The sequence below is a fragment of the Cyclobacterium amurskyense genome, assembly GCF_001050135.1.
Classification (GTDB): domain Bacteria; phylum Bacteroidota; class Bacteroidia; order Cytophagales; family Cyclobacteriaceae; genus Cyclobacterium; species Cyclobacterium amurskyense.
In genome coordinates this window covers 4,052,882-4,077,321 of sequence record NZ_CP012040.1, presented here as the reverse complement: position 1 = coordinate 4,077,321, position 24,440 = coordinate 4,052,882, and the positions used below count along the sequence as shown (strand labels likewise).

Annotated in this window: 18 protein-coding genes; 13 read left to right on the top strand and 5 right to left on the bottom strand. The window is 38.6% G+C overall.

The genetic code is table 11. The features are described from left to right. Positions 1-30: 30 nt before the first annotated feature. Positions 31-792 carry a biotin--[acetyl-CoA-carboxylase] ligase gene (locus CA2015_RS16710; protein ID WP_048642934.1) on the bottom strand — a complete coding sequence of 254 codons (762 nt, stop codon included), beginning with the start codon at positions 790-792 and terminating at the stop codon, positions 31-33. 100 nt (positions 793-892) lie between these two features. Here CA2015_RS16710 and rsfS point away from each other — a divergent pair, with 100 nt between their 5' ends. The 5 genes from rsfS (at position 893) to CA2015_RS16685 (ending at position 5,705) form a co-directional block, all read left to right on the top strand. After that, positions 893-1,246: a ribosome silencing factor gene (rsfS, locus tag CA2015_RS16705; RefSeq protein ID WP_048642933.1), complete on the top strand. Its 354-nt coding sequence runs from the start codon at positions 893-895 to the stop codon at positions 1,244-1,246. A gap of 67 nt (positions 1,247-1,313) precedes the next feature. Continuing rightward, a complete protein-coding gene (gene ftsH, locus CA2015_RS16700) occupies positions 1,314-3,350 on the top strand; it encodes an ATP-dependent zinc metalloprotease FtsH (RefSeq protein WP_048642932.1) in 2,037 nt (678 codons plus the stop codon). Between the two features lie 165 nt (positions 3,351-3,515). Further along, positions 3,516-4,301: a UDP-2,3-diacylglucosamine diphosphatase gene (locus tag CA2015_RS16695; protein ID WP_048644582.1), complete on the top strand. Its 786-nt coding sequence runs from the start codon at positions 3,516-3,518 to the stop codon at positions 4,299-4,301. Then, positions 4,276-5,118: a hypothetical protein gene (locus CA2015_RS16690; protein ID WP_048642931.1), complete on the top strand. Its 843-nt coding sequence runs from the start codon at positions 4,276-4,278 to the stop codon at positions 5,116-5,118. Before CA2015_RS16695 ends, CA2015_RS16690 begins: the two co-directional genes overlap by 26 nt. 152 nt (positions 5,119-5,270) lie before the next feature. Beyond that, positions 5,271-5,705: a T9SS type A sorting domain-containing protein gene (locus CA2015_RS16685; protein ID WP_048642930.1), complete on the top strand. Its 435-nt coding sequence runs from the start codon at positions 5,271-5,273 to the stop codon at positions 5,703-5,705. Positions 5,706-5,760: 55 nt separating this feature from the next. Here the strand turns inward: CA2015_RS16685 and CA2015_RS16680 are convergent, their stop codons facing one another. After that, complete coding sequence (locus CA2015_RS16680) at positions 5,761-6,189, bottom strand: FKBP-type peptidyl-prolyl cis-trans isomerase (protein ID WP_048642929.1); 429 nt, start codon at positions 6,187-6,189, stop codon at positions 5,761-5,763. A gap of 200 nt (positions 6,190-6,389) precedes the next feature. On the opposite strand from CA2015_RS16680, the gene CA2015_RS16675 reads away from it, so the two are divergent. The 6 genes from CA2015_RS16675 to CA2015_RS16650 all read left to right on the top strand — a co-directional run bounded on the left by CA2015_RS16675 (position 6,390) and on the right by CA2015_RS16650 (position 14,698). Continuing rightward, positions 6,390-7,769: a sigma-54-dependent transcriptional regulator gene (locus CA2015_RS16675; protein WP_048642928.1), complete on the top strand. Its 1,380-nt coding sequence runs from the start codon at positions 6,390-6,392 to the stop codon at positions 7,767-7,769. Beyond that, a complete protein-coding gene (locus CA2015_RS16670; protein WP_048642927.1) occupies positions 7,759-9,102 on the top strand; it encodes a sensor histidine kinase in 1,344 nt (447 codons plus the stop codon). The genes CA2015_RS16675 and CA2015_RS16670 overlap by 11 nt, the downstream gene beginning before the upstream one ends. A gap of 171 nt (positions 9,103-9,273) precedes the next feature. Beyond that, complete coding sequence (locus CA2015_RS16665) at positions 9,274-10,086, top strand: UDP-2,3-diacylglucosamine diphosphatase (RefSeq protein ID WP_048644581.1); 813 nt, start codon at positions 9,274-9,276, stop codon at positions 10,084-10,086. A gap of 8 nt (positions 10,087-10,094) precedes the next feature. Next, a complete protein-coding gene (locus CA2015_RS16660) occupies positions 10,095-11,210 on the top strand; it encodes a glycosyltransferase family protein (RefSeq protein ID WP_048642926.1) in 1,116 nt (371 codons plus the stop codon). 259 nt (positions 11,211-11,469) lie between these two features. After that, entirely contained in the window at positions 11,470-14,142 is a 2,673-nt protein-coding gene (locus CA2015_RS16655) for an MGH1-like glycoside hydrolase domain-containing protein (protein ID WP_048642925.1), read from the top strand. Next, positions 14,117-14,698, top strand: a complete 582-nt coding sequence (locus CA2015_RS16650; RefSeq protein ID WP_048642924.1) for a ribonuclease HII — start codon at positions 14,117-14,119, stop codon at positions 14,696-14,698. Before CA2015_RS16655 ends, CA2015_RS16650 begins: the two co-directional genes overlap by 26 nt. Positions 14,699-14,712: 14 nt before the next feature. Here CA2015_RS16650 and CA2015_RS16645 read toward each other — a convergent pair whose 3' ends face one another. Beyond that, positions 14,713-16,197, bottom strand: coding sequence for a bifunctional ADP-dependent NAD(P)H-hydrate dehydratase/NAD(P)H-hydrate epimerase (locus CA2015_RS16645; protein ID WP_048642923.1), 1,485 nt, complete (start codon positions 16,195-16,197; stop codon positions 14,713-14,715). Positions 16,198-16,225: 28 nt separating this feature from the next. Further along, the gene (locus tag CA2015_RS16640; protein ID WP_048642922.1) at positions 16,226-18,550 is read right to left on the bottom strand and encodes a dienelactone hydrolase family protein; all 2,325 of its coding nucleotides are present in this window, start codon (positions 18,548-18,550) and stop codon (positions 16,226-16,228) included. 234 nt (positions 18,551-18,784) lie between these two features. Here CA2015_RS16640 and CA2015_RS16635 point away from each other — a divergent pair, with 234 nt between their 5' ends. After that, positions 18,785-21,328 carry a T9SS type A sorting domain-containing protein gene (locus tag CA2015_RS16635; protein ID WP_084011841.1) on the top strand — a complete coding sequence of 848 codons (2,544 nt, stop codon included), beginning with the start codon at positions 18,785-18,787 and terminating at the stop codon, positions 21,326-21,328. A 734-nt stretch (positions 21,329-22,062) separates the two neighbouring features. Then, complete coding sequence (locus tag CA2015_RS16630; RefSeq protein ID WP_048642920.1) at positions 22,063-23,841, top strand: purple acid phosphatase family protein; 1,779 nt, start codon at positions 22,063-22,065, stop codon at positions 23,839-23,841. Between the two features lie 104 nt (positions 23,842-23,945). Here the strand turns inward: CA2015_RS16630 and CA2015_RS16625 are convergent, their stop codons facing one another. After that, a complete protein-coding gene (locus tag CA2015_RS16625; RefSeq protein ID WP_048642919.1) occupies positions 23,946-24,398 on the bottom strand; it encodes a hypothetical protein in 453 nt (150 codons plus the stop codon). Positions 24,399-24,440 lie beyond the last annotated feature (42 nt).

The following is a 24,440-nucleotide window of genomic DNA, read 5'->3' as shown; positions in this document are numbered from 1 at the left end:
AATTTAGTTATAAGTGAACACAAATGAAAGTCAGCTATTTTTAACTAACCTAATTTGTTTAAGCTCATAACGGCTTACCTCTCCATTTTGTTTACACATTTCAAGGTGTCCATAATTTCCAACCCCAATGATTTTCCCTTTAAAAGTTTCCCCATCATCATAGGTTGCCCACTCATCTTTCAAGTACATTAACTGCTGATATTGGTCTTTAATCGATTTATAAGACTCCTTTTTTAAGTTCAGGTATTGCTGCTCTACCTTTTCTAATACTGAAAACAAAACTTGATTTAAATCAAATCCCTGTCCTGTTAAGCTTTTCAAGGAAACAGCATTCTCTATATCAAATTCGATTTGATTTATATTGATTCCCACACCTATTACTGAAGATTCAAGGAACCTTCCTTGCAATCGGTTTTCAATTAACATTCCCCCTAACTTTTTGTCATGCAGAAAAAAATCATTGGGCCATTTCAACTTGACATCTTTTACAAAAGTATCAAGCCCCTGCTGAACGCCTATTGCAACCGCCATATTTAGCATGAATTGCTCATCAATAGACAAAAATCTCGGGGTAAAAACCATGCTAAAGGTCAGGTTTTGACTGGGTGGGGATATCCATTTATTATCCCGTTGCCCTTTGCCCTTGGTTTGATTTGAGGTGATAACAACTACCCCATCTTTTGCTAAGCCTGAGCGAACCATAGAAAGGGCAACCTCGTTAGTAGAATGACAGTCTGTCAGGTTTATAATTTCTTTTCCTAAAAAAACAGTATTGGCAAGGATTTTATGCATCTATAATTAGTTATTTCATCCCATAATCTGGATATTTATTGTTTCATCTCAAGTTATGGATAAAAAGTAAATAAATTTAAAATACACCATAAATAAACATATGACGGCAGAAGAGCTGTGCAAAGTTATAGTAAAAGGAATGGAAGATAAAAAGGCTTCTGACATTGTAATGATGGACTTGAGGGATATCTTTAGCACGATGACTGATTTTTTTGTGATTTGTTCAGCCACATCCGACACACAGGTGGATGGTATATCCAACGCGATCGAAGAAGAAGTTTACAAAGCGAATAAAGAAAAACCCTGGATGAGTGAAGGGAAAAGCACCAGCCAGTGGGTTCTATTGGACTATGTAAATGTAGTTGTTCATGTTTTCTTAAAAGATAAGCGGGAATTTTACCAATTAGAGGAGCTCTGGGGTGATGCGAAGATCACCAAAATTAATCCTCAATAACCATGTAGATAAAAACATTCCTTTATCTAATTCGTTTTAAAAAAATTTAAGCATTAAAAATACTGATATGAGTAATAATAAATCTAAAAAATTTGTTCCTAAACCTCCCCAAAAGCCAAACTTTCAGCTCTGGTTGATTATTACCGCTGTTATCGTCCTCATCGGCGTAACTTGGTTCAATCAAAATACAGCCACTGTTGAAATTACCATGAAACGCTTTGAGGACATGGTTTTAAGTAGTGATGTAAAAAAAGTAACCGTCATATTTAACCAAAACTATGTTGAAGTCACCCTCAAGGAGGAAGCTCTGGAAAACCAGAGGTACAAAGACGAACTAGAAAGTCAAAATAGGTTCTCCAATCCAACAGGACCACACTATAAAATTAAAATCGCTTCGGTCGATAATTTCATAGAGAATTATACCCAACTGGAAGAAAAGCTGCCAGAAAGTGAAAGAATCGGGTACTCTGCTAAAGAAGAAGAAAGTTGGGGCAACTGGATCTCAAGCTTTGGCTTTTTGATTTTGATATTTTTCCTATTCTGGATGATGATGCGTAGAATGTCCGGCCCTAGCGGTCCAGGTGGACAGATTTTCAACGTAGGTAAATCCAAAGCTCAATTATTTGATGCAGAGAATAAGGTGAAAATAACCTTCGACAATGTTGCCGGACTAGACGAAGCAAAAGAAGAAGTAGAAGAAATTGTAGAATTTCTTAAAACACCAGCCAAATTCACCAAATTAGGTGGTAAGATACCAAAAGGTGCCCTGCTAATAGGCCCTCCAGGTACAGGTAAAACTTTATTAGCCAAAGCTGTGGCAGGAGAAGCAGGTGTACCTTTCTTCACCCTATCTGGTTCTGACTTTGTAGAAATGTTTGTAGGAGTAGGTGCTGCTAGGGTACGTGACCTGTTCAAGCAAGCCAAAGAAAAAGCACCTTGTATTATCTTTATTGATGAAATAGATGCCATAGGTAGATCAAGAGGCAAAGGTCAAATGCCAGGATCAAATGATGAGAGAGAAAATACACTAAACTCCCTCTTAGTAGAAATGGATGGATTTGGAACGGATTCCGGTGTAATCGTTCTTGCAGCGACTAACCGTCCAGATGTTCTAGACAGTGCCCTTTTAAGAGCTGGTAGATTTGATCGCCAGATAAGCATAGACAAACCAGATATCGTAGGTAGAGAAGCCATCTTTAAAGTTCACCTTGAACCGATCAAGACAGCAGATGACATTGAACCAAAAAAATTAGCGGCTCAAACGCCTGGTTTTGCAGGTGCTGAAATTGCTAACGTTTGTAATGAAGCTGCATTGATAGCTGCTAGGCGCAATAAAAACGCTGTGGACATGCAAGATTTCCAAGATGCTGTGGATAGAGTGATTGGTGGATTAGAGAAGAAAAACAAGATTATATCTCCAGAAGAGAAAAAGATTGTGGCTTACCACGAAGCTGGACATGCTGTTGCCGGTTGGTTTTTAGAACATGCAGATCCATTGGTAAAAGTAAGTATTGTACCAAGAGGAATAGCTGCGCTAGGCTATGCTCAGTACCTTCCAAAGGAACAGTTTCTATATCAAACAGAACAGCTTATTGATGAGATGTGTATGGCATTAGGCGGTAGAGCTGCTGAGGAAATTACATTTGGAAAAATCTCTACAGGTGCTTTGAGTGACTTGGAAAGAATTACTAAAATGGCCTATTCAATAGTTTCAGTATATGGGATGAATGATAAAATAGGCAATGTATCTTTCTATGACTCTAAAGGAGGTGAATATAAATTTGACAAACCTTACTCTGAGAATACTGCTCAAACAATAGATGAAGAAGTTCGAAAATTGATAGAACATGCTTATTCTAAAACCCTAGAGCTCTTGAGAGACAAAAAGATGGAGTTGGAGAAAATAGCTAAGGAACTCCTAGAAAAAGAGATCTTATTTCAGGCAGATTTAGAAAGCCTGATTGGTAAAAGACCTTTTGACAAAGAGACTACTTACGAGAAGTTTACCAAAAACACTGATGAGGTAAAAACCCTCGAAGAGCCTAAAGATCAGACTTCTGATACAGATGATGAAAAAGAGGATGTTATAGAAAATAAAGACTAAATTTCAATGTCTTTTAAATCAGTAAATAATCAGGAGGGGCAACCCTCCTTTTTTTATTTAAAATTTGATAGTATAAATTAGTAGTAAGCAGTAATTTTATTCCGTAAAATCGACCATAAATTAGCCATGCCATCATCTCCAAGCGCTACAAATCAAGAAAACACTATGATAATTGCTCTGAAAGGAGCACAAAAAGTTTATTTTGTTTCTGATTTTCATCTAGGAACGCCGGATGAATTGTCCAGCAGACAAAGGGAAGAAAAAATTGTAAGATGGCTTGATGAAATTGAGAAAGATGCTGCTGCGATTTTTTTTGTAGGGGATATATTTGATTTCTGGTTTGAATACGAGAAGGTTATTCCAAAAGGATTCTTTAGGTTTTTTGCCAAAATCACAATGTTGCGGAGCAAGGGTATTCCACTGTTCTTTTTCACGGGAAATCATGATTTATGGATGAAGGATTATTTCTCAGAAGAATTGGGCATTCCTGTATTTCAACATCCCCAAGAAATAATCATTAACGAAAAACGATTTCTTGTCGGTCACGGAGATGGTCTTGGTCCAGGTGATAAAAAATACAAACTTCTTAAAAAGTTTTTCACCAGCAGTGCCTGCAAATGGATGTTTAAATGGCTGCATCCAGATATTGGTATCGCCATAGCACAGGCATGGTCCAAAAACAGCAGACTTACCAATGAATTGAAAAAGGAAGATGAGTATAAGGGAAAAGACCATGAATGGTTGTTTCAATATAGCCAGGAGATAGAAAGCAAAATTCATTTTGATTATTATGTTTTCGGCCACAGGCACCTGCCTTTGAATTTACCCATAAATGAAAGCTCCGTATATTTTAATCTTGGGGAATGGGTCAACCAATGTTATTATGGTGAATTCGACGGCATGAGCTTTCAACTAAAGCAGTACAATGGCTATGCGATTAAAGCGAATTGACTTCATACTCCCTTGGTTTCTGGCGCTTACTCTTCTCCCCTTGGCCTCTATTGGACAGACAGAGGATTGGGTAAAGTTATGGGAAGTCACGGTAGCAGACATTGATAAAACAGCTACAGATGGCAAAGGAAATGTATTTATAACTGACAAGCAGGGATACCTCTCTCAATACAATTCTAAAGGAGAAAAGATTAATCAGTTGGCAAGCTCCCTGAGTGCACCTGTAACACATTTAGACCCTTTCAATACGGTTAGCCTTTTCCTTTTCAGTGCATCCTTACAACGATTTGAAATCCTGGACAGGTTCTTAAACCCTATCATCAACAAATCCATTGGAGAAACAGGTGTTTTAGGTTGGGTAAGTCATGCCAGCCCTGGAAATAACAATAGTCTTTGGGTTTATGACGAATCAGACCTAAAACTGAAAAAAATCAATCTCAGCAATAACGAACTTCTACAAGCCCAATCCATCAATACGATAATTCAGAAAAATGATCTGGATATAGTATTGCTGATGGAAAGATACAATCTAGTATTTCTTCAGGTAGCCAATGATGGCATGTATATTTTTGATAATCAAGCCAATCTAATTGATAAAATAGTCCTTTCGACTAGTAAACGAGCTGTAATTGAAGATGATTTCTTCTTTACTGTAGAGGGAAATGAAATACTTAAAACAAATTACCTTACAAAAAAAGCTAAACTCTTTCCCCTTCCTGAGGGTTATTCTTTAGATAAACTGGCCTTGTCCTATCAACAACTCCTATTGGCCAATAAAAAAAAAGTGGTTGTATTTGAACGACCAAAAGATTTCTAATACAGGCCAAATTCTACCACTTACATAAAACAAACTAAATATTATTGCTTTAGGGTAAATAGTTCGTTAATTAATTATAATTTTGTTAAATTATATTAATTAAAGTTGAATTTTTAAAATTATTCGGATCGATTTTTGCAATTTGCACATTAATGAATGAAGAAAAATATACCGTTAGGTTAACGATAATTGTACTCCTTTTTTTAGTCCTTTCCTTCCCGGGGAAATTTTCTGCTGTGGCCCAGAGTGTTAGTAGGTCCTTTGAAACAAAAATTTCATTCCCGAAGGAGTTGAATACCCCTACCATCAATTTTAACTTACAGTCTATAGGTAACAAAAAATTTAAGCTTGTACTTGACAAACCTAATGCTCAATTAACCAATGTGAAAATTTTTGACATATTGGGGAATTTAATCCTACAGGACCAACTTTTACCGGATGATGGATTACAAAAGAATTATGACTTCACCCACCTTAACAGTAGAATCTTTGTAGTGGAAGTTGGTAATGCCAAGTACAACAAGACAAAAAGTATTTATGCCAATCCTCATGGCACAATGGAAAAAGAGGCCAATTTGGATGAATAGAAATACAAAAAGGACTTGATATCAAGTCCTTTTTGTATTTATTTAATGAATGAAATTAAACTACTTCAACAAGTTTAATTTCAAATACCAAATCTTCACCTGCTAGAGGATGATTGGCATCCAAAGTGATTTTGGTATCATCAATATGTACCACTTTCACAGGAGTCGGTTGACCTTGTTGGTTTTGGATAGATAAATCCATTCCTACTTCAGGTTTGATTTCAGCTGGCACTTGATCCAAGGGAACATCCAACATCATGTCTTCTCTTTTAGGACCATAAGCATCATCAGTTGGAATCGTAACACTTTTATCGTCTCCTACTTTCATGCCTTCTACGGCAACGTCAAATCCTTTTATCATTTTTCCATCTCCCAAAACGAACTCCAAAGGTTCTCTATCTTGTGAAGAATCGAATATAGTTCCGTCTTTCAGTTTTCCTGTGTAGTGTACCTTTACGGTATTTCCTTTAGTTGCTACAGACATAGTTTGTATTTTTTTGTTTGATGCACAAAGGTAACAGAAATATCAGGCTATTAAAAAATAAGGTCTAAGGATTGTAATAGTGTTCGAAAACGAAAAGAAAATGTTCATTTTCGTACGTTTTATCTGAAGAAAACGTACAATTTTTGCTAAATTGAGGAATAAATTGTTGGCATACTTTCAGCACTATTAAATCAAAAACAATGGAGGAGAAAAATTTAGGCAAAATATTAATTGTAGATGACAATGAGGACCTTCTTTTTGCGGCCAAAATGTTGTTGAAAAAACATGCCCGGGAAGTTTTCATAGAAAAGGATCCGAGAAGAATCCCCTTTTTGATCAATAATAATAATTATGATGTCGTATTACTCGACATGAATTTTACTGAGGACACCACTTCTGGCAAAGAAGGATTTCACTGGCTTAGAAAAATCAAGGAAATCGATCCAAAAGCAGTCGTCATCTTAATCACCGCCTTTGGGGATGTAGAAATGGCTGTGCAAGCACTTAAAGAAGGAGCTACGGATTTTATCCTAAAGCCATGGCAGAATGAAAAATTGATAGCTACTTTATCAGCAGCAATCAAGCTCAAAGAGAGTTACAATCAAGTGGACAAACTTTCTAGTCGGCAGAAACAATTGCAGGCCGATATGAAAAAACCTTTTTCTGAAATCATAGGTCATAGCGCCTCTATGAAGAATGTTTTTTCAATTATAGAAAAAGTAGCAAAAACGGATGCAAATATATTGATCTTAGGAGAGAATGGGACGGGAAAGGAGCTTATAGCAAGGGCCATACATGAGCAGTCAGAGAGACATGATGAGATTTTTGTTGGCGTTGACATGGGGGCCATTACAGAAAGCCTTTTTGAAAGTGAGCTTTTTGGACACAAAAAAGGAGCCTATACAGATGCTAAGGAAGACAGGGCTGGAAGGTTTGAAGTAGCGGACAACGGCACCTTGTTTCTGGATGAAATAGGGAACCTAAGTATGCCACTTCAATCTAAATTACTAACTGTACTTCAAAAAAGAGAGGTGACCAGAATAGGAAGCAATAAATCCCTTCCGATAGATATTCGATTGATCTGCGCTACCAATATGCCTATACATGACATGATTTTAGAAAGCACTTTTCGTCAAGATTTGCTTTATAGAATCAATACGGTAGAAATATTTCTCCCTCCACTGAGAGACCGACAGGATGACATACCTATCTTGGCAGAGCACTTCCTGAAGGTTTATGCCAGTAAATACCGAAAGCAATTCAAAGGTTTAAAACACAGTGCCCATCAATTATTACAAAGGTACAGTTGGCCAGGAAATATCAGGGAACTCCAACATGCGATTGAGAGAGCGATCATCATGGCTGAGGGTGAGGAATTGGATAGCAGAGATTTCTTCTTCCTTTCGGCCAAACCTACGAATGACAAGATCAATACAAATTCTTTGAACCTTGATGAGGTGGAAAAGAACATGATTCAAAAGGCTATAGATAAAAATAGTGGCAATATTTCCAAGGCTGCAAAAGAATTAGGATTAACAAGGGCTTCACTTTATAGAAGGTTGGAAAAATATGGATTATAAAATCGGTTTACTAGGAAGGGTCTTTGTGCTTGCATTGAGTCTGTTTTTCCTGGCTTACATTATCACCAAGGATGCAGGTGCATTTGCCATTTCTTTGTTTTTCATTCTCACCTTCGTGCAATTGATTCTCCTGATAAGGTACGCAGAGAGCAGTTTCAAAAAAGTCAGGCAATTCCTCGATAACATCAAACAGAACAATTATTCTACCGTATATCCTGTAAAGTTTGATGGAACTGAAACAGATGATTTGCACATTGAATTCAATGCCATTCTAGCCAAACTTAAAGAAGACCAACTAGAGAAAGAAGCCAACTTCCAATATTTCCGCACTGTATTTCAACATCTTAGTATAGGCCTTATCACCTTTGAAGCAGATGGCAGTGTTCAGATTTTAAACACTGCAGCCAAGCGCATGCTGAACATAGATAAATTAAACCATATTCAAGAGATCTCGAAAATCAATAAGGAGCTGTACCAAGCCATAGACCATCTGAGAACAGGGGGAAGCGAACTTATCAAAATTGCGCATCCTGATGGAATTATGCAATTGTCCGTGTATGCCATTGAATTGGTATTAAGGGATGTTAAATTCAAGTTGGTATCCTTACAGAATATCCAAAGTGAACTTGAGGAGAAGGAAATGGAGGCCTGGCAAAACCTCATTCGTGTACTCACCCATGAAATAATGAATTCAATTGCTCCTATCTCCTCATTGGCAGCAACCATTAGTTCAGACCTTAAAAGTAAAATCAAAAGCAAAGGTTCTGTAGAACAAGAAGATTTGCAGGATTATCAAATGGGTATTTCCACCATAGAAAAAAGAAGTGAAGGGCTGATCAATTTTGTAAGCGATTTTAGAAGCCTTGCTCATGTGCCAACACCTAAGTTTACTGCAATAAAAATAAGAGAGCTATTTGACCGACTGGACATACTTTTTCAAAATCAGCTTGAAGAAAAGGAAATAAAATTCACCAAAGAGATCCTCCCCAATGATCTGCTGCTTTTTGCAGATTGTGCTTTGATAGAGCAGGTACTTATCAATTTGACTCAAAATGCCATTCATGCTGTAGAAGACACGGAGCTAAAAGAAATTAAACTAGGTGCCTTTATTGATGACAATGGCAAAATCATTATTGAAGTAAAGGATACTGGTAAAGGAATAGAGGAAGAAGCCATGAACAAGATTTTCATTCCATTTTTCACTACCAAGCAAAAAGGCTCAGGGATAGGCCTAAGTTTATCCAAGCAAATAATGCGTAGACACAAAGGTAACTTACAGGTAAAGTCGAAGGTAGGGGAAGGTACTGTCTTTAAATTAATCTTTAACGCCTGATTTTGCTTATTTTGCTACTCGATTAAATTCCTTCTTTCTAATGTTTGAGTTTTTCCATTAACATTTTCTTCACACCTACCCATAATACCTTCATTAAGGTAGCACTTATATAATAATCACTTCATTATCAGTTAATTTAAGCTAATTAAATTGCTTCCAAAACAATTCATTTTGGAAACAGATTTTAAAACAATTATTCTTTCTGACATCCACCTTGGAACCAAAGGCTCCAAAGCCAAAGAAGTGGTAAGGTTTTTAAAGCAATACAAATGCGAAAACCTGATTCTCAATGGAGACATTATAGATGGATGGCAACTTAAAAAATCAGGAAGCTGGAAGCGGAAGCACACCAGAGTATTCAATAGAATATTGAAAATGATTGATGGTAACAGCACCAAGGTGTTTTACCTGAGAGGCAATCATGATGATTTTTTGGATCAGATACTTCCCCTAGAGATTGGCAGACTTTCAATTCTCAAAGACATGGTCTATGAAAGTCATGGAAGAAGGTATTTCATTACTCATGGAGATGTATTTGACAATATTACCACCAACCTTCGCTGGATCGCTTACCTTGGAGATATTGGCTATACTTTTTTACTCTGGCTCAATACCCAAGTAAACCTTTATCGTCGCAAAAAAGGCCTTCCCTATTTTTCCCTTTCTCAATATGTGAAATCAAAGGTTAAATCTGCGGTTACTTATATAGATGATTTTGAAAAAGAGCTTTGCAAAATTGCCAAATCAAAAAATTGTGATGGTATAATCTGTGGCCACATCCACAAAGCCGAAATCAGAAGGATTGAGGGGATAGACTATTATAATTCTGGAGATTGGGTAGAAACCTTAAGCGCCTTGGCAGAAGACCATGAAGGCAACTGGCAACTTATCTATTATAACGAATTGGATTTTAGTCAAATTGACAAAAACAAGGTCGTGAAAATTAAAGAAATTCCGATCAACCAAGCCAAGAACTATTACTAAAGGCAAGAATGAAATTTTTATTTATCGTTCAGGGAGAGGGTCGGGGACACATGACACAGGCCCAGGTGCTAAGGGATGTGCTGGAAAAGCAAGGTCATAGCATAGTGGCCGTTATCTTGGGTAGCAGTAACAGACGGAAAGCACCCTCCTATTTTTTAGAGGATTTCCAATGCCCCATCTATCGATATCCAAGCCCTAACTTTATTACAGACAAGGCCAACAAATCAATTAAGCTAGGCGCTACAATTATAGAAAATTTAAAGAAGTCTCCCCGTTTCATAAGGAGTTTGAAGCAGATGGATGAGCAAATCAGGTTCTACCAACCTGATGGCATCGTTAACTTCTATGATATCCTGGGAGGTATCTACAATTTTATATACAAACCAAAAGCCAAATTTATTGCCATAGGCCACCAATACCTAATATATCACCCAGATTTCACCTTTGCTAAGAGGGGAAATGTCAATAGGTTTTTGTTTAAGCTAAATACAAAAATAACCTGCCATCATGCTGATATAAAAATAGCCTTATCCCTATGGCAATCTTCCAAAAACAGCCCAGACACCAAATTAAAGGTATGGCCTCCACTTGTTAAAAAGGTCATAAAGAACGCTCAAGTAAGTAAAGGAGATTTTTACTTGGCCTATGTGGTGAATCCTGGATATGCCCAGGAATTGATTCAATCTGCTAAAGAAAATCCACAGTCAAAGATAGAAGCGTTTTGGGACAATACAGGTGTTAGAGATGGCTTTAAGGCATTACCCAACCTGACCTTCCATCAAATCGATGAAAAGCTATTTATTGAAAAAATGGCGGCCTGTAAAGGCTTTCTTACTACTGCCGGTTTTGAGTCCATAGGAGAAGCAATGTTCTTGGGGAAACCCAGCCTTATGGTGCCTGTTAAAGGACAATACGAACAACAATGCAACGCACTGGATGCTGAGAAGGCTGGTGCAGGAAAAGCCAACAAGACTTTTGACCTAGGGGTATTGGATAAATACATGGAAAGCGCACAGCAAAATCAAAAAGGCGAGAACTTTAAAGCATGGCAAAGTTCACTGGAAGCCCTTGCTTTAGACATGTTGAATGAAATATTCTATAATAAGAAAGAAAAAGTTTATTAAGGCTATTAGGAAAAATAAGTCCAATAGCCATAGGATTTACGTCGCACCAAGTTCAATGTGTCATTTCTGGTTCTAAAACGGTTTTGATAAATCATGGCATGTCTATTATCTAATTCGGGGCTAAACAGCATTTTTCAGGCCTTTCATTCAATAAAAACCTTGTTGTTTGAAAAAAAAATAAAATACAAGTCAGAAATTTTGGCATAAAGAAATCTAAATAGGTTAAATTCGCTCTTTATTAATTTGGCGTTAGATACCCATGAATATAGAGTTAAAGCGATTGAAGGAAGACCGGGAAAAGACCCGGCATTGGAAAAAGTGGGGTCCTTACCTTACTGAAAGGCAATGGGGAACTGTTCGGGAAGATTATAGTCCAGATGGGTCAGCTTGGGAAAATGTAACCCACGACGACGCAAGAAGTAAGGCGTATCGTTGGGGAGAAGAAGGCATCGGAGGAATTAGCGACAACAAACAAAAACTATGCATTGCATGGGCTTTTTGGAACGGCAAGGATGAAATGATCAAAGAAAGGTTATTTGGCCTAACTGGAAATCAGGGGAACCATGGTGAAGATGTTAAGGAGTTGTACTATTACTTGGACTCCTCTCCCACACATAGCTACATGAAAATGCTCTACAAGTATCCACAGAGCAAATTCCCTTACAAAGAACTCCTTGATGAAAATCATAGAAGAGGAAAAGAAGATAAAGAATACGAGATTTTAGATACTGGTGTCTTTGATAACAATGCCTATTTCGATATTTATTTGGAATATGCCAAAGAAGATATTGAAGACATTGTTTGTAAAGCCACCATACATAATAGAGGTTCTGAGGAAGCTACCATTTGTGTTATGCCTACCATTTGGTTTAGAAAAACCTGGTTTACAGGAGATGAGCCATTTATCCCCACTTTAAGAAAAAATGGGGAAAATAAGATTAAAGCATTTTCTCCTAAATCAGGTAATTATAGCTTTATCTTTCAGGGAGAGCCTGAGTTGAAATTCTGTGACAATGAAACCAATAGAGAACGGTTATATCACATAGGCAATCAGAAAAAATACCTTAAGGATGCCATCAATGATTATGTCATTAATGGAGAAGTGGTTCACCTGAACCCAAATAATTCGGGAACAAAGTCCGCTGCTATTTACAATTTGACAATTCCAGCTGGAGGAAAGTCAGAAGTCATTTTCAGAATGCAAAAAATGCAAACTGAAGACCCAATTGAGCATGCTGAAGAAATACTAAAAAACCGGATTGAGGACACGGAAACCTTTTATGGAGTCCTACAAGGAAGAGTAAAAGACGATCAAATGCGTATGATCCAAAGACAAGCCTACGCAGGCATGCTATGGACCAAGCAATTCTATTATTATAATGTAGAGCGTTGGTTGGAAGGAGACTCAGGAAGATATCAGCCACCTCAGGAAAGGAAATCCGGAAGAAATAGCAATTGGCGCCATCTTCAGAATTACGATATAATCTCCATGCCAGACAAATGGGAATACCCATGGTATGCAGCCTGGGACCTGGCTTTCCATACCATCCCACTTGCCCGATTGGATCCGGATTTCGCAAAAGATCAATTGCTTGTATTGCTGAATGATTGGTACATGCATCCCAATGGGCAAATGCCTGCCTATGAATGGAATTTTAACGATGTCAACCCTCCTGTCCATGCCTGGGCTGTACAGCGGGTATATCAGATCGATAGAAAAAACAACGAAAATAAAGTTGGGGATCATGAATTCCTAGAGAGGGCATTTCACAAACTGCTATTAAATTTCACTTGGTGGGTTAACCAAAAAGATGAAGAAGGCAAGAATATTTTTGAGGGTGGATTCCTTGGACTTGACAATATAAGTGTATTTGACAGAAGCCATGTAGACAAGTTTTTCGGTAAGCTAGAACAAGCAGATGCCACCTCTTGGATGGCCATGTTTAGCCTCAATATGCTCAGAATCTCACTGGATCTCTGTGAATTCAACAAAGTTTACCAGCATACTGCCACTAAATTTCTGGAGCACTTTCTCAATATCGCTGGAGCCATGAGCAATATCTCAAAGGATAACATTAGCCTTTGGGACGATGAAGATAACTTCTTTTATGATGTGCTGCACCTTTCAGGGGAGGAACCCAAGCTTATGAAAGTAAAGTCCATTGTAGGCATTATTCCAATGTTTGCTGTGGAACCTATTCGGGAAGAATTATTTGATGATTTACCGGAATTTAAGAAGAGGCTGGATTTTTTCTTTAAAGAAAGACCAAAATTGGCCGCTCTTGTTTCAAACTGGATTCATCCGGGTAGAGATAAAAGGAGGCTTTTCTCATTATTAAGAGGCCATCGCATGAAAAGCATTCTCAATAAAATGCTTGATGAAAAGGAATTTCTGTCTGAATTTGGAATTAGATCACTTTCCAAAGATCATTTGGAACATCCTTACTCGGTACAAATCAACGGCAATAAATTTTCCATTAGGTATGCCCCAGGCGAATCCGAAACAACAATGTTTGGAGGGAATAGCAACTGGCGTGGTCCAATATGGTTTCCTATCAATTATTTGATAATTGAGTCCCTGAAAAAATTTGATTACTATTATGGAGGTACTTTCTCCATTGAGTACCCTACAGGATCAGGAAAATACATCACCTTGGATCTGATAGCTAAAGAATTATCCCTTAGGCTGATCAATATCTTTATGAAAGATAAAGACGGAAATCGCCCAATTTATGCAGATAATGAAAAAATGCAAAAAGACCCTCATTTCCAGGACCTAATTCTTTTTTACGAATATTTCCATGGAGACAATGGTCGGGGCTTAGGTGCCTCTCACCAAACAGGTTGGACTGGCTTGGTTGCCGAATTGATTCATAAATACCATAAAGAACAGGAATTTTATCCCAATGCTGCTACCGAATTTAGTTCCTAATAGATTAGAAGCCGGATGTGATGAGGTAGGCAGGGGTTGCCTTTGTGGGCCAGTGACTGCTGCTGCCGTTATCCTTCCGGAGGATTACGCCAACGAATGGATCAATGACTCCAAGAAACTTACAAAAGGCAACCGGGAAAAGCTCACAGAAGAAATAAAAGCCAATTCCTTGACTTGGGCCATTGCCAGTGCCACAGTTGAAGAAATCGACGAAATCAATATCTTAAACGCCTCCTTTCTGGCAATGAACAGGGCCATTGAGGCCTTAAAAATCAAACCTGAATTTTTGTTAATCGACGGCAACAGGTTCAATCCAATACATGACATACCCTATGAATGTATCATTAAGGGGGATGGAAAATATGCCAGCATAGCTGCTGCTTCCATTCTGGCAAAAACTTATAGAGATGACTTAATGGCCAATCTTGCAGTAGACTTCCCCGGATATGGCTGGGAGAAGAATGTTGGCTATCCCACCAAGTCCCATAGATTGGGGATTAAAGAATTTGGACCTACTCCTCACCATAGGCAATCATTCAAATTGCTACCCGAGTAAATCAGACTAGAACATTACTTAATGTCCCAGTCTAGAAAGCTTTTGGGAATATTTTCAACGATGTCAGAAGCCATGGTCCCCCTTCTCAGTGCCTTTCCTGCCAATTCACCGGCATGTCCATGATGGAATACCCCACATATGGCTGCCTGTTTCATGGTATAACCTTGTCCTAAAAAAGAAGTAAGCATACCAGTAAGCACATCTCCTGATCCACCAGTAGCCATATAAACCGTTCCAGAATTATTGAAGACCTGGCTTCCATCAGGGAAGCTTAGCACACTGAAAGCTCCTTTTAAAACCAAGCTACAATTGTGTTTCATACAAAATTCTTTCGCCAATTCAATGCGTTGTAAGTGGTTGTCGGACTTCACCCCTGTCAGCCGCTCAAATTCTTTCAAATGTGGGGTGAGGATCACATTTGAATGCAATAAGTTGATCCAATCCCGCTTCTCTCCTAAGATATTGATGGCATCAGCATCCACAACAGTGGGGCCAGCAAAGGATTTAAGGACTTTCCTAACAAGTTTTTGAGCATTTTCTCCTGTACCTAAGCCTGGACCAATCCCAATGGCATCTATTCCTGAAAACTCGAGGTTGGTATCAATGTCCCTCTCTAAAGAAGGGGGCAATACCATGGCCTCGGGAATGGAAGATTGAACAATATTTACTCCGCATCCTGGCACTTTGCAAAACACAAGCCCCGCCCCTGTACGCAAAGAAGCCTTTATGCTAAGGCAAATAGAACCCATTTTGCCATAGCTTCCTCCGATCAATACAATACGGCCGAAATCTCCTTTATGACTAAACGAATGGAATTTCTTATGATAACTTGAAAGAGATTCACCTGAGAAAAAACGATAGCTAGAAGAAAAAGAATCAAAGTGCTTAGGCTCCATTCCTATTTTTTTGATCACCAATTCACCTACATATTTGGCATGTTCTGGAAAAAGCAGGGACAACTTAGGAAATTGAAAACTAACCGTATGATCAGCATGAAACACCTCACCATCAGCCGGAGTATCCGAAGGAAGGCCAGAAGGCATATCAACGCTGATTTTTACACCTTGTTCCTTGTTAAGCTTTTGAACCAAGTCGAGGTACTCCCCTTCAAGTGCTCGGTTTATCCCTACGCCAAAAATGGCATCAATGGTGATTTCAGCGGATTTTAATTCTCTCCAATTGCTTGTAGCTATGCTTCTTGGCAATTCTTTAAGGTTATTGATAAAATCAATTGACCCTTTTTCAGGATTACCTATTATCGCAACATTTATAACATAACCTTGTTCGGACAACAACCTGGCAATGGCCAGTCCATCCCCTCCATTATTTCCCGTACCACAGCAAATATTTATCTTGCAGCCTTTCTTGAAATGCGCAATAAACCATTGGCAAAATTTATTTGCCGCCCTTTCCATTAATTGATAGGAACTAATGCCTGATTCACTTACAAACAATGCATCAAGCTCTTTTACTTGCTTTCCTAATAATATTTTTTGCATAAAGTGCTAAAATAAAACTTACGATTTTTTAAGGCCAATTCAAGTGCTGGTGAAGAAAATCAAATACGCCCTTGTTTCGCGAAGCATGGCCCCCATTGAAATATTCGATGTTGGTATTGTCCCCTTTGCCAAACTGCGTGTATAGAGACCTGACTTTTTCGTATTCATAGGCCACCCATTCATCCGGCTGAACCAGGTCATGCCTGCCTCTTTCAACCATAAAAGGTCTGGGGAATATCAAATAAGCCATTTCCGCATAACTAAAGGTATTCCCCATGTTGAAATAAGGCATTTCCCATTCTATGGTATGCATAAAACTGTTATAAAAAGAGGTGTCGGCAACCTTCCTCGTCCAATCTCCAAAATCTGCTGAACACACGGAGAGGGCATAACCTTCCAGTATAGAGGGGATTCTCATGGCAGTTTCTCCACCGTAACTTTTCCCATAGAATGCGATACGGCTTTTGTCCACAAAGGGTAAGTCCCCCAAAAAAGCCAAGTATTGCTCATGTTGGGCCAAAACAAATGAAAACAGACTTTTCCCTATAGTATTGGCTTTTCTATCCAGCCAGCGATATCTGTCTTCACCTGAAAACAAACCATAGGGTACAAACACAACAAAGCCTTCTTCGGCCAGCCTTGCCGCCATATTATTATAACTCGTATGCCCTTCAATTACGATCTCAGGCACACCATTTCTCCCATGTTGGACCACTACAACCGGACGCTGCTCACCTTTGCTAATGTCCTTGGGTAGCAAGAGTATCCCTCCACCTCCAAATTCTGGAAAAACATCCAAGGCAATGGAATATCCTTTCCACTTTTCATTTTCATATACCTGAATACTGCTTGGATTTCCCGGCAATAAATCATCGGAAAAACTTCCGATCACTTCATCTTTAAAATATTCTCTGTACTTCTGGCTCTCTTTTTTAAATTGATCCGGTTTTTCATAAGGGTGATAGCTTTTGGTACTCCACTCTTTATTTGCCCAGTTGGGCATCACTTGATGCAGGTAAAACTCATTTCTGGTAGCTGGCGATAAGTGAATCAGCTGTTGAACGTAAGTTTCCATCCCATTTCTTATCCTAAGCTGTCTCTCCTTGGGGTTAAAGTCTTTTCTTTGATCAAATGGCTTATCACTGGAAAGGTCAAGGTTTCCTTCTATTTCCATCAAATCTACCAAAGCATTAAGCCCATTCATTGATCCGAAAGCTATGGAAGTACTGTTTTGTCCTGTCACCAATACCCTATTATACCTGGCATTTTTCTCAATAAGGGATATTCGATTAAACGCTTCCTGTAATGTCTTAAAATCTGTCTGTGTAAGGGCCCCTTTGTATCCTGAATAACTAAAGGGATCATACTCCTTAGGTTTCTGGGTAGGAAGGATGACTTCTTCCGGCAATTGGCTATGCTCAATCACCAGGCCTCTTGGCGCCACCATAGCGGCCAATTCAGCATCACCAAAATGAGTAGAAAAATCCCAGATATTTCTATAAATAGGCTCATCCCATTTCTCCTGTTGTTGACCAAAATAACCAGAGACAAGACTTGCGTCAATGTTTGTATCCAAAGCCGCAGCCACCAAGGCTATTAATCCTCCTTCGCCAAAACCTGCCAAACCAATTTTATCAGCCCCATGCTCTTGCCAATATTGACTGATCGCCAACACTTGCTGCACCTCAAACCCAATCAGGTGTTTACCCATTTGAAAGGCCTGTCTATAGATCCATTCCCTAGCCGATTGGTCTTTTTCTAGCACTTCTCTATTGATCAAAGTAGGAACGATGACTTCAAAGCCATTTTCAGCCAAATGCCTGGCCATTTGAGATCCTTCTGCTATGTCCGGAGCCAGCCCTGCCAGTTGTTCGGGAATTTGATCTGCATCAGGCAAGACAATGAAATGCCCTTTTGGATTGACCTTAGGCTTAAGTAAAAGCCCCTCTCCAAACACTCCTTCGAGAACAGGCCACTTGATCTGGTAGATGGTGTATTTATTTGTTTCTGCTACTTCAACGGGATCCGAAACATTGGCTATTAATTCAATTTTATTAACTTTTACCGGTTGGGTTGCTATCCCTAAAATAGACCTTAATTTATCCCGCTTTTCTGATAGAAAGTGCTCTTTTTGTTCCTTTGAGGAGAATCCAATTGTCCAGTCCCGCATTCTTTCTGTATTGGCCTCTTCAATTTTCAAATCCACAAAACGGTGCGCGCCATCCAATAATTCTCTGGAAAAAGCTTCTTGGGAAACAGGGGCAATTCCCTCTCGCGTGCCTGGTAACACTTGAGGAAGGCTGTCGACCAGAGAAAAAACACTATAGAAAAGTAGTAGTGATAAATTTATCATAATGGGTCTTAGGAATAGCTAATAATTAAAAGGTAAAATAATAAATGACTGCTCCAAAAACTAATAATGAATTGATTTACAATCTTAAAACCCTCAGTAGGAATAGAAAATAATTAATACTTAGTTTAAATAATAAATATTAAGAACTATTTTTGCCCGACACAATTTCAATAGGGGTGCATTGAAGGTTCATGTTAAAAAAACTCCAATAACCACCCCCAATAAACCAAATTCATGCGCAAATCCTTTTATTTTTTCACTGCAATTTTCCTCTTTTCCACTTTGCATGCTTTTGGTCAATGTAGAATCATCAATAATTCAGACCCCTACGAACTTTTACTAAGTGAAGGCCTTAGCCCCACATTTGAGTTTAATATCCCTGAAGGCGTCACTGTGACCTCCATTAAGGTGTCTATAGAAAATTACAGCCATAGTCCAGAGTATTCTCGATCTGGAATCAGGTCATATAAAGACATAAGTTCCAGCTCCTTCAAAGAGGATGTTATCATTGAGGTTTTAAAAACACCAATAACAGGGCCGTCTATTCAGGACATACAAATAGAAAGCGGTTTATACGATGAATGTGGAATTATTGGGGACTTTGTGAAATTTGACTGGAAGGTAAGCATAGAAGCTACCGGAACCGATGGGCCCTTAATAAATTTTTCCGATCCTTTATCAGATTACTTATCAAAGCCTGATCACTTGGGAAGTGTGTACAATGGTACAAACTATGTTCAAGGAAACATAGATCTAATAAGATCAACCCGGGGTGAAGAAATTGTGGCTTATCCTGACATGGATGGGGATGGCTATGGGGATGCCAGTGCTGAACCTGTTTTAATTTGTGATGAATTCTGCTTCGATTATGCAACCAATAACCTTGATTGTGATGATTTCAGGGAAAATGTAAACCCAGATCAATCGGAAATCCCTTACAATGGCATAGATGACGATTGTGATCCAAATACACTAGACGATGACCTGGATAAAGATGGCTTTAATGCGGAAGAAGATTGTGACGATTACAATCCAAACATAAACCCAGACCAGATTGAAATACCGTACAATGGGATAGATGATGACTGTAATCCAAATACACTAGACGATGACCTGGATAAAGATGGCTTTAATGCGGAAAAAGATTGTGACGATAACAATCCCAACATAAACCCAGACCAAACGGAAATCCCCTACAATGGAATAGAGGATGACTGTGATCCAAATACTTTAGATGATGATTTGGATGAAGATGGTTTTATTGCAGCAAATGATTGTGACGATACCAATCCGAACATAAATCCAGATCAAACGGAAATCCCTTACAATGGAATAGATGATGATTGCAACCCAAATACTTTAGATGATGATTTGGATAAAGATGGTTTTATTGCAGCAAATGATTGTGACGATTACAATCCAAACATAAACCCAGACCAAACGGAAATCCCTTACAATGGAATAGATGATGATTGCAACCCAAATACTTTAGATGATGATTTGGATGGGGATGGCTTTATTGCAGCAAATGATTGTGACGATACCAACTCAAACATAAACCCAGATCAAACGGAAATCCCATACAATGGAATAGACGATGACTGTGATCCGAATACTTTAGATGATGACCTGGATGAAGATGGTTTTATTGCGATAGAAGATTGTGACGATAGCAATCCAAACATAAACCCAGACCAAACGGAAATCCCTTACAATGGAATAGATGATGATTGCAACCCAAATACTTTAGATGATGATTTGGATGGGGATGGCTTTATTTCAGCAAATGATTGTGACGATACCAACTCAAACATAAACCCAGATCAAACGGAAATCCCATACAATGGAATAGACGATGACTGTGATCCGAATACTTTAGATGATGACCTGGATGAAGATGGTTTTATTGCGATAGAAGATTGTGACGATAGCAATCCAAACATAAACCCAGACCAAACGGAAATCCCTTACAATGGAATAGATGATGATTGCAACCCAAATACTTTAGATGATGATTTGGATGAAGATGGTTTTATTGCAGCAAATGATTGTGACGATACCAATCCGAACATAAACCCCAACCAGACTGAAATTCCTTACAACGGAATAGATGATGACTGTGATCCAAATACTTTAGATGATGACCTGGATAAAGATGGCTTTAATGCTGCCGAAGATTGTGATGATACAAATGCCAATGTAAATCCTGATCAAACTGAAATCCCGTACAATGGGATAGACGACGATTGCGATCCAAATACTTTAGACGACGACCTAGATGAAGATGGCTTTATCGCAACAAATGATTGTGATGACTCCAATCCAAACATAAACCCAGACCAGACTGAAATTCCGTACAATGGGATAGATGATGACTGTAATCCAGAAACCCTAGACGATGATCTGGATGAAGATGGTTTTCTTAAAGAGAATGATTGTGATGATGAAAACCCTGGTATCAACCCTGACCAAATAGACATTCCAAACAATAACATAGATGAAAATTGTGATGGTTCAGACTTGATTGTAACCTCTCTTGAAGATTCGACTCATCCCATCAAAGTATTCCCAAATCCTACCGCTAGATTCATAGAAATTGGCGGGGAAAATGGTGGTACTTATTTAATACAACTGTTTGACACCTCCGGAAAGCTTATTCTATCCACTGCCAATTCCAATAGAATAGACTTGATCGGGCTTGCAAATGGCAGCTATATAATTAAGGTTCACAAAGCATTTGGTAAACCCCTTGTCAAGAAGATTATAGTGGAAAAATAAACCTGGTACAAATGATTCTTCCCTGTATAGATTATTACAGGTTTAAGTAATCCTCCTTCCATTTCCAAGGATAAAGTAAATGTTGGCTGCTATTTTCCTAAAAGAGTCGGCGTTTCTGATGACATGGTTATGAAATCATGATGGTATAGGCGTTTTTCATTGCGCCTATACCATCATGAATCGCATCATTAGATTTTTAAACAATCAAAATGCCATGAATATGATTCGGCATGATGATAATATTGCCCACTACCACAAATGGGCAATGAAAGGATATTCCCGACCAAATTTGTTCGGCACAGGTACCTAAAGGATTCAACCCGAAATATGCAATAGACATTCTATTACGTGCTGAAATCGCTTTAAAATCAGCCACTTCGTTGCTGTTTTCAATTTCACCATAGCGGTGCTATGCTAAAATCTCCAAACAGCCTGATTTTCTTGCGATTGCAACACTTCCCGTAAACACGGGACAGGCTATTACGAATCCTATTACATAATCCGGGTTCAATCGCATTTTTTCATTCGAAATGGTATCAAAACACTTTCATGCCCATTGGTGTCTTTTTTTTAGTGTAACAGGAATCGTATTTTTTCGGTGTTAACTCAAATTTAACATTAAAAAATGGCCCAAATCAACTGGTTTTCAGTCATTAATTAGAAAGCAGGTTTAAGACATAAAATCCACCAACCATTGGCCTGCTTTTAAAATTAGTAATAATGAAATCTTGAATATGAAAATCAACCTATACAAAAATACAGCCTGGGTTTTTGCCCTACTCTTAATCGTCTTTGCTTGTTCTGAAACCAACAAAAAACAGCACAGTACATCCAAAGAACTTATCAGCAAAAAGGTCTCCGAGCTTTACAATACGAAGTCAGTTGAAGAACTCCATGCCCTTACTTATGAGGAAGCATTTGGCTTGTTTACTGAAGAAGAGCTTGAAACACTTGCCAGTGCTCATTGGACCTTTAATGTAAATGTACCTGTGGTAGTATCTGTAATCAGAAGCAAAAAGCAAGAAAGGCTACCCTTTTGGCTCAAGGAAAGTGGCTTTGTGAAAACCGAAATGACCATGCACAACGAAATGACGGATTATGAGGTATGGCAAAAGAATTTTGACAAAGGCCAGGTTGGACTAGGGATCAATGGATTGGAAAACTACAGTTACCATTATTTCGTAACTGTGGCCCCACAGAATGAAAGTGAGGAATTGACCATCAGCGATATTTATCCGGAAACTGATTTCATCGGCACCATGGATGACGGGGCATTTGTTTACGGAGACTGGGATGAACTGGTATTATTTGAGGTCCCCGAGGCATTAAAAGGACAGCAGATGTTAACGACTGTACGTGGAAGAGGGACCGAATCTCAATTGGTCAATGCTTTTAGAACCACCAAGTTTCCATCTTCAGAAAAGGCAGATCAAATCATGTTGACCTGGAGTGCTGATCCCTCCACAACAATGGACATTCAATGGAGAACAGCTAGCTCCATAGATTCAGGCAAAGTAAGCTACCGGAAAAAAGGAGCTGAAGAGACCCTAACCGTAAAGGCTGAAAAATACGAAATGGAAGACCTAAGGCTTGCCAATGATCGCTATGTCAATCGCTTTACTGCTCAATTGGAAAAACTGGAAGCAGGAACAACTTATGAATACAAAATAAGTACCCAAAACAACTGGCCGGAAACGCAGACTTTCACCACCCAATCCAATGACGACAGCTTTTCTTTTATCTGGTATGGCGACTCACATTTTTCGCCTATCTGGGGGAAGTTGGCGAATCAGGCATTTCAAAAACATCCGGAGGCAGCTTTTCACGCCATAGCCGGTGACCTGGTAAGTGATGGCCTGCATAGAGATCAATGGGATGAACTCTTCGAATACTCCAAAGACGTCATCTCCCAGAGACCCTTTATGAATGTGATTGGAAATCATGACAACCGCATGGGGCTTGGGGCAGAGATGTACCGGCAACTTTTCAGCTACCCAACCAATGGGCCTAAGGACCTCCCTACTGAGCACACCTATGCCTTCAATTATAAAAACGCCATGTTTCTAATGATTGATGCCACATCAAAGGACGAATTACAAACCCAATGGATCGAGCAACAATTGAGTGAATCCAAGGCCACATGGAAATTTGCCATGTTCCACTTCCCTCCTTACAACTGGGAAGAACCTTATCCTAACATTCAGAAAGAGTGGATCCCTTTATTCGACAAGTACCATGTTGACATGGTGTTTTCCGGACACATCCATTATTACATGCGTTCCAATCCCATGAAGGATGGCAAAGTCGTTGCTAACGCAAAGGATGGCACCACCTATATGATTTCCATAGGTATTCCTAGTGATCTAAGAGGCATAGGAGAAGAGCCTTATGCTGAAGTCAGGTATGAGCAAGGTCCATTTTATCAGGTGCTAGACATCGACGGCAACAGCCTTACCTACACCGCCAAAGATTCCAGTGAAAATGTGATCGATGAGTTGAGGTTGGTTAAATAGTATTGAATAATTACCTGAAACCTTGCAGCACAATAATCTTGCTACCTGTAGAATCAATTAACTAATTTGGTGGATTTTTTTGGGGGAGGGATAGCTGCAAAATTTCATTTCTCTATTAAGATATAAAAAGTCATTATTATCCCTGGGAAATCTCCTACCCACCTCATACACTCATCTATAAATCTAACATTTCTCTTCCAGTTTTTAAAGGTTATAATTAATTGCGCTAGAAGTAATGTTATTAAAAATATTTGGGTATCAACCTCAAAAAATAGAGACAAAACGTACCAAGATATAAGTGTGATAATTCCACCCCTAATCACCCCAATAAATAGGTCTTCTACTAAGATTTTAACATTTATAACATTAACCTTTGATTTGGATAAACCATCATTTTCATTACCATCCCGTAATTCTCTTTCTAATTTCAGTCGGAAAAGACTTTCTCTTTTAAGAAAAATACTTTTAAAAACTCTTAAAATTAGTGCCGAAATTAACCCTGAAACTATAAAGAAATAGTATGTAAAAATTAATAAAAGAAAATAGATCCAATACATATCCGTAATTAATTAAACAAAAATATACTTAATATAATATTT